Here is a 9116-nt window from a genome sequence, read left to right on the forward strand (position 1 = left end):
CGGCCGCCGGGGCGCGGCCGGGGCCCGAGCCCGTGGTCGAACCGGGCCGGCCGGCGGTGGCCGCCGCGTGGATGGCGGGCAGCCGCCGCAGCCGGGACAACCAGAACCCCCCTCGTACGGACGAAGGACGTTGATCATGTCGGACACGCACGCGAACACCCTGGGCTGGCTGCTGGACGAGCAGCTGGGGTCGGTGGAGGGCGTCCGGTACGCCGTGCTGATGAGCGGCGACGGGCTGCTCAAGGCCCGGACCCGCACCATCAGCCAGGAGGACGGCGAGAAGCTGGCCGCCCTGACCGCGTCGCTGCGCGCGTCGGGCCGCGCCTGGGACGAGTTCACCGGTGGCCAGGGGGTGCGCCAGCAGCTGATCGAGTCCGTGTCCGCGATCGGCCTGACGACCGCCGCCGGGCACCACACCATGCTGTCGGTCGTCACCACGGGCCCGCACGCCGACGTCGGTCTGATCAGCCACCACATGGCGCTGCTGGTCGTCCAGTTGGGCGAGCAGCTGGGCACCCGGGAGCGAATGCCGGTGGGCCGGCCGGACGGGGGCGCCGCCGTATGAGTGGCCCACGGCACGATCCGGACATGGTCCGGCCGTACGTCCGCACGGGCGGGCGGGTCCGCCCGGACCGGGACGTGCGGCTGGAGAGCGTGATGGTGGCCGCGCCGGCCCCGACCGGCGACCTGGGGCCCGACGCGCGGCGGGTGATGGGCCTGTTCGCGGTGGGGCGGGGCGGTCTGGCCGTGGCCGACATCGCGGCGGCGCTGCAACTGCCGCCGTCCACCGTCCGGATCATCGTGTCCTCCCTCATGGACAGCGGCCATCTGGCCAGCCCGGCGTCGGCCGCCGCCGACCAGCCCCGAGACGACCTCCTGCAGAAGGTGCTTGATGGACTGCGAGAACTGGTCTGACTCACCGGACGGCATCGCGTACGTGCCGGTCACGGTGACCAGGTCCGCCAAAATCGTGATCGCCGGCGGTTTCGGCGTCGGCAAGACGACCCTCATCGGCAGCGTCTCGGAGGTCCGGCCGCTGCGGATGGAGGAGCCGATCACCCAGGACAGTGCCGGGGTGGACGACCTGCGGGGCGTACCGGACAAGACGACCACCACCGTGGGGATGGATTTCGGCCGTATCCACATGGCCGGCGGCGCCCTCGCGCTCTATCTGTTCGGACTGCCCGGCCAGGTTCGTTTCCAGCCACTGTGGGAGGACCTGGCGCACGGCGCGCTCGGCTGCCTGGTGCTGGCCGACACCCGCGACCTGGACGCGAGCCACGAGGCGCTGGGGCTCCTGGAGGACCAGGGCATCCCGTACGCGGTCGCGATCAACGTCTTCCCGGACGCGCCCGGGTACGCGCTGCACGAGATCCGCCAGGCGCTCGCCCTGGACCCGTCGACGCCGCTGACCACCTGCGACGCCCGGGACCGCACCTCGTGCGTGTACGCCCTGATCACGCTCACGGAATACCTCGCCGCCCACCGTTCGGCCCTCTCCATGGAGCCCACACCATGACGTCCCCCAGCATCGCCCTGCCGTCGGCCCCGTCCGGCCGGGTCGCCCTCCACGATCCGGCGTTCGCCGCCGATCCGCACGGCGCGTACGAGCGGATGCGGGAGGCGTACGGGCCGCTGGTGCCGGTCGAGCTGTCGCCGGGCATCCCCGCCACGCTGGTGATCGGCTACTTCCAGGCCCGGCGCATCCTCAACGACCCGCTGTACTTCCCCGCCGACCCGCGGGTCTGGCAGGAGGGGGTGCCGGCCACCTGCCCGGTGCGGCCGATGATGGAGTGGCGGCCCAACGCGCTGCGCAGCAGCGGCACCGACCACGCCCGCTACCGGGCCGCCAACACCGCCGCGATCGACGCCGTCGACCAGCACGGGCTGCGGGCCCGGGTGGAGGAGCTGGCGGCGGGCGCCGTGGCGGAGTTCGCCACGGCGGGCCGCGCCGACGTGCTCACCCAGTACGCCTGGCCGATCGCCTTCCGCGTCCTCAGCTCCCTGCTGGGCTGCCCCGACGAGATCGGGGCGCGGATCGCCGACGGCATGTCCCGGATCTTCGAGGCGACCGACGCCCAGCGGGGCAACGAGATCCTCGGGCAGGCCGTCGCCGACCTGGTCGCCCTGCGCCGGCGCCACCCGGCCGACGACGTCACCTCCCGGCTGGTGGCCCATCCGGCGCGGCTGAGCGACGAGGAGATGGGGCACCAGCTGGTCACGCTGTACGGGGCCGGCATCGAACCGCTGACCAATCTCATCGCCAACACCCAGCTGAAGATCCTCGTCGACGAGGAGTTCTCGGCCGGGCTGCACGCCGGGCACTCCACCGTGCGGGACGCGCTGGACACCGTCCTCTACACGGACCCGCCGATGGCGAACTACTGCATCACCTATCCGCCCTATCCGGCCGACGTGGACGGCGTGCTGCTCCCCGCCCACCAGCCGGTCCTGATCTCGATGGCCGCCTGCAACAACGACCCGGCCATCGCACGGGCCTCCGGCGGCATCGCCGGCAACCGGGCCCATCTGGCGTGGAGCATCGGCCCGCACACCTGCCCGGCCCGCTCCCACGCCTATCTGATCGCGGAGACCGCGGTCACGCACCTGCTCGACGCCCTGCCCGAGATGGACCTCGCGGTCCCGGCGGCCGAACTGCGGTGGCGGCCGGGGCCGTTCCACCGCGCGCTGGAGTCCCTCCCGATCGTCTTCGACGTCTCCCACTGAAGGAATCGCCATGTCCGAGCAGCCGATCCTCGTCCTCGACCCCGCCGGCACCGACCGCCACGCGGAGTACCGGGCGCTGCGCGAGCGCGGCCCCGCCACCCGTGTCGACGTCCTCGGCGTGACCGCGTGGTCCGTCAGCGACCCGGCCCTCCTCAAGGAACTGCTGACCAGCTCCGAGGTCTCCAAGGACGCCCGCGCCCACTGGCCGGCCTTCGCGGAGACCGTGGCCACCTGGCCGCTCGCCCTGTGGGTCGCGGTCAACAACATGTTCACCGCGTACGGCAGCGACCACCGGAGGCTGCGCCGGATGGTGGCGCCCGCGTTCAGCGCCCGCCGCATCCAGGACCTGCGCGTCTCCGTCGAGAAGATCGTCGCCGAACTGATCGACGGTCTCGCCGCCCGGCCGGCCGGTGAGGTCGTCGACCTCCGCAAGGAGCTGGCCTACCCGCTGCCCATCGCGGTGATCGGCCGGCTCATGGGCGTGCCCGAGGACCAGCTCGACGGCTTCCGGTCCGTCGTGGACGGCGTCTTCGACACCACGCTCACCGTCGAGGAGGCCACCGCCAACACGGCCTCCCTCTACCAGGCGCTGGACCAGCTCATCCTCGCCAAGCGGGCCCTGCCCGGCGACGACATGACCTCGCTGCTGCTCGCCACCCGCGACGAGGAGGGCGACGGCGGCCGGCTCGGCGACGAGGAGCTGCGCGACACCCTGCTGCTCATGATCTCCGCCGGGTACGAGACCACCGTCAACGTCATCGACCAGGCGATCACCGCCCTGCTGACCAGCCCGGAGCAGCTCGCCCACCTGCGCGCCGGCCGCGCCGACTGGAACGACGTGGTCGAGGAGACCCTGCGCCACGAGCCGGCGGTCAAGCACATCCCCCTGCGGTACGCGCTGAGCGACATCCCGCTGCCCGGCGGCGGGACGATCGCGAAGGGGGAGGCGATCCTCGCCTCGTACGCGCCCGCCAACCGGCACCCCTCCTGGCACGGCGAGAACGCGGACGCGTTCGACCTCACCCGCCCCTCCAAGGAGCACCTGGCCTTCGGCCACGGCGTCCACTTCTGCCTCGGCGCCCCGCTCGCCCGCCTGGAGGTCGTCACCGCCCTCCAGCAGTTCTTCGCCCGCTTCCCCGACGCCCGGCTCGCCGTGCCCGCCGGGGATCTCCTGCCCGTGCCGTCCCTGATCACCAACGGCCACCAGACGCTCCCGGTGCACCTGCACGCACCGGCCGGCGACTAGGACGTGCTGCCGTTGCCCGGGGGCCTGGAGCGGCGGCGGTGGCTGGTGTCGCACCAGGGGTAGGCACGGCTGCGGCGGCAGGTGCAGACGGCGACCATGAACCGGTCGGACCGGGCGAGCGTGCCGTCCTCGCGGACGATCTCGACCGGGCCCTCCACGAGGACCGGGCCGCCCGGTTCGACGGAGAGGCGGCGGGGGCGGTCAGCTTCGTTCGGCACGGATGACCACCAGTTCCTCGGTGTCGTCGTGGGGGCCGACGAGGCCCTGGGCACGCAGCCACGGCAGCCGTCCGGTCATGACCGGGCCGAACGGGACGAACGCCCTGCGTCTCACCTCGCAGCGCAGGCCGCTCGCGGTGAGCCGGTCCAGGGTCTCGGTCACCCCGCACAGCCCTGAGTGGACGAGGAGCAGCCTGCCGCGCGGGCGCAGGAGGCCGGGGGCCCGGTCGCAGATGCGGTCCAGGGCCAGCCGGCCGCCCGTCCCGGCGTCCCAGGCGACCTCGGGGCCGTGGGGCCGGGTGCGTCCACCGGCCGGCGCCGGTACGTAGGGCGGGTTGCTCACGATCAGGTCGAAGCGGTGCGCGGCGACGGGCCCGGTGAGGTCGCCGCGCAGGACGCGCAGCCGGTGCCCGGCGCGGGCGGCGTTCATGCATGCTGGTCATCGGGGTGCTCGCGGCCGTCACGGTCTCCGCGTCCGACCAGGACATGACCGGCACCCCGGTGCTGAGCCTCGGGTTCTTCGGTGTCCTCCTCGGCACCATCTGCGTGATCACGCTCGGCGTGATGACGATCGCCTCGGAGTACGGCACCGGCATGATCCGTACGACGCTGACGGCCTGCCCCAGCCGGGGCCGGGTGCTCGGCGCCAAGGCGCTGGTGTTCTTCCTGCTGACCTTCGTCCTGACCACGGTCATGACTTCGCTGGTGGCCCTGATCCAGACCTCCGTGCTGGACGCCGCGTCGCCCACCGGCGAGGAGTGGCTGCGGGCCACGGTCGGCGTCGGCCTGTACGTGGCGACGCTGGGGCTGCTCGCCCTCGCGGTCGGCGCGCTGATCCGGCACTCGGCCGGGGCGATCACCATCATGATCGGCGTGGTGCTGCTGCCGCTCGTGCTGGCCATCTTCATGTTCGCCAGCTCGCTGGAGAAGCTCCGCGACGCCCTGCTGGAGTACTCGATCCCCAACCAGCTGAGCGTCTTCTACGACAACTCGGTCACCTCGTCCGGCCCGTCCGGCTGGGAGCCGCTGTGGATCATCCTCGGGGTCACCGCCGTCGCCATGGGCGGCGCCTACCTGTCGATGAACCAGCGCGACGTGTGAGGCGGCGCCGCCTCAGTAGCGCGGCGCGTTCCTGGACCGCTGCACCCGTGTGGTGCGGCGGTCCTTCGCGTTCCAGCAGGCCTTGTGCCAGTGCCTGCGGTCGTCCACCCCGCCGTACTCGGACCAGGCCACCAGGTGCGGGACGCCGGAGGGGATCTCCTGGTCGCAGCCGGGGCAGCGGTAGCGCTTGCCGGCCGCGCTCGCGCCGCTGACCGGGCGCACGGACCACTCCTCGCCCTGCCACTCCTCGCTCCGTCCGCCCCCGCCGTACCGGTCCCCCGCATCGCTCGCGCTGTCGTTGCGGCTCTCGCCGCCTCTGGGGCGGTTGCGGCGCGGGGACACGTGTTTCACCTCACGGAAACGGGCTGGGCAGGTCGCTTCAAGCCTAGGGCCTGTCCGGCGGATCAGGGTCGGGTAGGGCGCGGCGTCTGGTGCGGTGCATCGCAAGGCGCCGGAGCGGCCTGATAGCGGAGCTATCCGGGCGTTTCGGCAACGCGGCGAGGTGCCGTGCCAGGCGTCGCGACCCCGGCCATGATCCGCCGGACAGGCCCCAGGGCCAATCGGGCGGTGGGCCGGTCGGTGCCGGGCCGGCGGGCGCTGGGGGTTACCGGAAAATCGCAACAACTGCGGGCCGGACCGTGCCTTTGGCACGTGTCAGACGTTGTTGCCAGCAGGGGAGAGCCGCGTCGGCCGCAAGGAGGCAATTGGCGATGCGTGTCGGAACGTTCGTACTGGCGGCCCAGTTTCCGGGCCAGGGACCGGGGGAAGCGCTGCACCGCGCGATCCGGTCCGCCGAGGTCGCGGAGGAGGTCGGGCTCGACGCGGTCTGGCTGGCCGAGCATCATTTCGTGCCGTACGGGGTGTGCCCGTCTGCGGTCACGCTGGCCGCGCACCTGCTCGGCCGCACCCGGCGCATCCGCGTCGGCACGGCGGTGAGCGTGCTGCCCGCGCAGCACCCGGTGGCGCTCGGCGAACAGGCGGCCCTGCTCCACCTCACCAGCGGCGGCCGGTTCAGTCTGGGCGTGGGCCGGGGCGGCCCCTGGGTGGACCTGGAGGTGTTCGGCGGCGGCCTGGAGGCGTACGAGAAGGGCTTCCCGGAGTCCCTGGAGCTGCTGCTCGACTGGCTGCGGAAGCCGCGCGTGGCGGGCCGGGGCGAGCGGTACCGGTTCCGTGAGGTGGCGGTGGTCCCCCGGGCCGACGAACTGCTCGACACGGACGGCACGGGCGGCGCGGGCGGGCCGGAGGTGGTGGTCGCCTGCACCTCGCGCAAGACGGTCGAGCTGGCCGCGGAGCACGCCCTGCCGATGCTGCTCGGCATGCACTGCGGGGACGCGGACAAGGCGGAGATGGTGGCGCTGTGGCGGTCCCGCGCGCTGGCGGCCGGCCATGCCCCGGAGCGGGTGCACGGGGCGGGGCACGTATCGGCGGGCGTGGCCCAGATCGCCGACCGCACCCAGGACGCCGTCGAGACGCTGGTGAAGGCGATGCCGGGCTGGCTGCGGCAGGGGCTCGACGCGCATGTGACGGTGGACGGCCGGCACCGCGTGATGCGGAACCCCGTCGAGTACGCGGAGCTGCTCTGCGGCCTTCATCCGGTGGGCACGCCGCGATTGGCTGCCGACCGGCTGGCCGCCACCGCCGAGCGCACGGGCGTCACCCGCTTCGCGCTCCTGGTGGAGGGGTCCGGGGATCTGGTGGCCACGGAGGAGAACGTAGCGCGGCTGGGCACGGAGGTACTGCCACTCCTGGAATGACCCCCGCGCACGGACGGAACGGTGTACCGCGGTGTACGTACGGCGGGTACTCACGGAGCCGCCGCCCCGGACCAGTTGCACCTCCCGCGGCCCGGAACGGCGACGGAAGCGTTCAGCAGTCCCGGAGCTCGGGCGACTGGTTGAGCAACTGGCCCCTCACCGAGGTGAACTTGGCCAGCCGGTCGTCGGCCGACGCGTCGAGCGGGAACACCGCGACGCGGTGGCAGTTCTGGAATGCGAGACGCACCCCGAAGTGCCGCTGCAGCGCGCCGCGTATCGCATCACTCGCGAGCGCGCGCAGCAGCTGACCACGTGCCTGCTCGTCCGGCGGCGGCGTCTGGTTGTCGGCGAACTCCCCGCCGTCCACCTTCAGCTGAGCCACCAGCGAGCTGATCATCTCCCATGCGAAGGGCAGGGAGGTCCGGACGCAGTCGACGAAGTCGGCTTCGTCGACCTCGCCTCGCTCGGCCTGTTCCAACAGAGCCGGTGAGACGTCGAGCGACATGGGTTCTCCTCTCGCGGCCCCGGCGGGTTGCCGGAGCCTTACGGGCAGGGAAGGAGGGCGGCGACGCAGCGTGCACACGCGGCGACCTCCTGCATCCACGGTAAGCGCGCAGTCCGGGCCGCACCAGGAGATTGGGAACACAACCGGCCAATATCGAAGGGGTTCAAAGAGGGGCAAGACAGAAAGCGTCAGGTCCGAAAGCGGTGTGGCCCCCGGATGGGCGAATCGCGTCGAGCCCCCGACGTCGAGTAGCGTTGCCGACCATGCGTCTCGTCATCGCCCGCTGTTCCGTGGACTACGCGGGCCGGCTCACGGCCCACCTGCCCTCCGCTCCCCGCCTCATCCTGGTCAAGGCGGACGGGAGCGTGTCGATTCACGCCGACGACAGGGCGTACAAACCGCTCAACTGGATGTCGCCGCCCTGCACCCTCAAGGAGGGCAGCGGTGACACCGAGGGCGTCTGGACCGTGGTGAACAAGGCGGGCGAAAAACTGATCATCACTATGGAGGAAATCCTCCATGACTCGTCCCATGAGCTGGGCGTCGATCCAGGGCTCATCAAGGACGGTGTGGAAGCGCACCTCCAGGAACTGCTCGCGGACCGCATCGAGACGCTGGGCGAGGGCTACACCCTGATCCGCCGCGAGTACTTCACGGCCATCGGCCCGGTGGACATCCTGTGCCGCGACGCGGACGGGCAGACGGTGGCCGTCGAGCTGAAGCGGCGCGGCGAGATCGACGGCGTCGAGCAGCTGACCCGCTATCTGGAACTGCTCAACCGCGACCCGCACCTGGCCCCGGTCCGCGGCATCTTCGCCGCCCAGGAGATCAAGCCCCAGGCCCGCGTGCTGGCCACGGACCGCGGCATCGGCTGCGTGGTCCTGGACTACGACGCGCTCAGGGGCATCGAGGACGACAAGCTCCGGCTGTTCTGAGCCGGAGGGAGCCGGCCCCGCTCCGGCTCAGGCCCGCCCGGCCGGAGCGGGCTGAACCGCTTCACCGCTGATCCGCGCCCCGCCCGACGGGCCGGGGCCACCGCTCGCGGACTCCACCGCGCCCTCACCGGCCCCGCCCTCGGTGTCCTCCGTCTGCGTCTCCGTGGGCGCCGGGGACTCGGGGTCCGGCTCCGCCGACGTCGAACCGCTCGGCTTCGTCCCCGACATGCCCGGCGACGGGGTGATCGGCCTGCCCGACGAGGTCGTCCCCGAAGGCTCCGGCGCCGTGCTCGAAGACACCGGCGCGTCGTCCGGCGCCGAGGGCGTCGCGGAGGGCGACTCCCCTTCCGGCGAGGCCGTCCCGCTGCCCGTGGCCTCCGGCGTCACGCCCGTCGGGGCGGGCCCGGTCGGCTGCCCCGAGGGCGAAACCGTCGTCGGGGCACCGTCCGCCGGCTCACCGGGCACCGTCTCCTCGTCGTAGATGCTGTCGTCGTCCGGCACCTGCTGCTCGGTCGACGTACCGGTGCCGCCCTGCGGATCGCTGCTCGACGTCAGCCCGAGCGTCACCACCGTGCCGAGGACGCCGGCCAGCAGCACCCCCGCCCCGGCGGCGACCAGGTTGCGCCGGGC

Annotated in this window: 11 protein-coding genes and 2 pseudogenes; 8 read left to right on the forward strand and 5 right to left on the reverse strand. The window is 72.7% G+C overall.

All coding sequences use genetic code 11. The features are described from left to right. Window positions 1-136: 136 nt before the first annotated feature. The 5 genes from MHW47_RS27515 to MHW47_RS27535 are packed head-to-tail and all read left to right on the forward strand — an operon-like array spanning window position 137 to window position 3973. The gene (locus MHW47_RS27515; RefSeq protein WP_239226465.1) at window positions 137-565 is read left to right on the forward strand and encodes a roadblock/LC7 domain-containing protein; all 429 of its coding nucleotides are present in this window, start codon (window positions 137-139) and stop codon (window positions 563-565) included. A gap of 23 nt (window positions 566-588) precedes the next feature. After that, the gene (locus tag MHW47_RS27520; RefSeq protein WP_239226466.1) at window positions 589-915 is read left to right on the forward strand and encodes a DUF742 domain-containing protein; all 327 of its coding nucleotides are present in this window, start codon (window positions 589-591) and stop codon (window positions 913-915) included. Beyond that, the gene (locus MHW47_RS27525) at window positions 893-1519 is read left to right on the forward strand and encodes an ATP/GTP-binding protein (protein WP_239226467.1); all 627 of its coding nucleotides are present in this window, start codon (window positions 893-895) and stop codon (window positions 1517-1519) included. Before MHW47_RS27520 ends, MHW47_RS27525 begins: the two co-directional genes overlap by 23 nt. Continuing rightward, the gene (locus tag MHW47_RS27530; protein WP_239226468.1) at window positions 1516-2727 is read left to right on the forward strand and encodes a cytochrome P450; all 1212 of its coding nucleotides are present in this window, start codon (window positions 1516-1518) and stop codon (window positions 2725-2727) included. The genes MHW47_RS27525 and MHW47_RS27530 overlap by 4 nt, the downstream gene beginning before the upstream one ends. Window positions 2728-2737: 10 nt before the next feature. Beyond that, the gene (locus MHW47_RS27535; protein WP_239226469.1) at window positions 2738-3973 is read left to right on the forward strand and encodes a cytochrome P450; all 1236 of its coding nucleotides are present in this window, start codon (window positions 2738-2740) and stop codon (window positions 3971-3973) included. Here MHW47_RS27535 and MHW47_RS27540 read toward each other — a convergent pair. Continuing rightward, window positions 3970-4191 (reverse strand): CDGSH iron-sulfur domain-containing protein, encoded by a 222-nt coding sequence (locus MHW47_RS27540; RefSeq protein WP_239226470.1) that lies wholly within the window; start codon window positions 4189-4191, stop codon window positions 3970-3972. The two genes, MHW47_RS27535 and MHW47_RS27540, sit on opposite strands and share 4 nt — an antisense overlap. Further along, window positions 4175-4627, reverse strand: a pseudogene (locus MHW47_RS27545) (methyltransferase); the annotation flags it as partial. The pseudogene MHW47_RS27545 and the gene MHW47_RS27540, both read right to left, overlap by 17 nt. Here MHW47_RS27545 and MHW47_RS27550 point away from each other — a divergent pair. Next, window positions 4624-5292 (forward strand): ABC transporter permease subunit, encoded by a 669-nt coding sequence (locus MHW47_RS27550; RefSeq protein ID WP_239226471.1) that lies wholly within the window; start codon window positions 4624-4626, stop codon window positions 5290-5292. The pseudogene MHW47_RS27545 and the gene MHW47_RS27550 sit on opposite strands and share 4 nt — an antisense overlap. Before the next feature lie 12 nt (window positions 5293-5304). On the opposite strand, the gene MHW47_RS27555 is transcribed toward MHW47_RS27550, so the two are convergent. Next, window positions 5305-5634 carry an ATP/GTP-binding protein gene (locus MHW47_RS27555; protein WP_239226472.1) on the reverse strand — a complete coding sequence of 110 codons (330 nt, stop codon included), beginning with the start codon at window positions 5632-5634 and terminating at the stop codon, window positions 5305-5307. A 368-nt stretch (window positions 5635-6002) separates the two neighbouring features. On the opposite strand from MHW47_RS27555, the gene MHW47_RS27560 reads away from it, so the two are divergent. Continuing rightward, the gene (locus tag MHW47_RS27560) at window positions 6003-7046 is read left to right on the forward strand and encodes an LLM class flavin-dependent oxidoreductase (protein WP_239226473.1); all 1044 of its coding nucleotides are present in this window, start codon (window positions 6003-6005) and stop codon (window positions 7044-7046) included. A gap of 112 nt (window positions 7047-7158) precedes the next feature. Here MHW47_RS27560 and MHW47_RS27565 read toward each other — a convergent pair whose 3' ends face one another. Then, on the reverse strand, window positions 7159-7551 hold the full coding sequence (locus tag MHW47_RS27565; RefSeq protein ID WP_239226474.1) for an SCO5389 family protein: 393 nt from the start codon (window positions 7549-7551) through the stop codon (window positions 7159-7161). A 263-nt stretch (window positions 7552-7814) separates the two neighbouring features. On the opposite strand from MHW47_RS27565, the gene nucS reads away from it, so the two are divergent. Further along, window positions 7815-8486 (forward strand): endonuclease NucS, encoded by a 672-nt coding sequence (gene nucS, locus MHW47_RS27570; RefSeq protein WP_239226475.1) that lies wholly within the window; start codon window positions 7815-7817, stop codon window positions 8484-8486. A 27-nt stretch (window positions 8487-8513) separates the two neighbouring features. Here nucS and MHW47_RS27575 read toward each other — a convergent pair. Beyond that, window positions 8514-9116 (reverse strand): annotated as a pseudogene (locus MHW47_RS27575) (ATP-binding protein); the annotation flags it as partial.

This window comes from Streptomyces sp. OfavH-34-F, assembly GCF_022347745.1.
Lineage (GTDB): Bacteria > Actinomycetota > Actinomycetes > Streptomycetales > Streptomycetaceae > Streptomyces.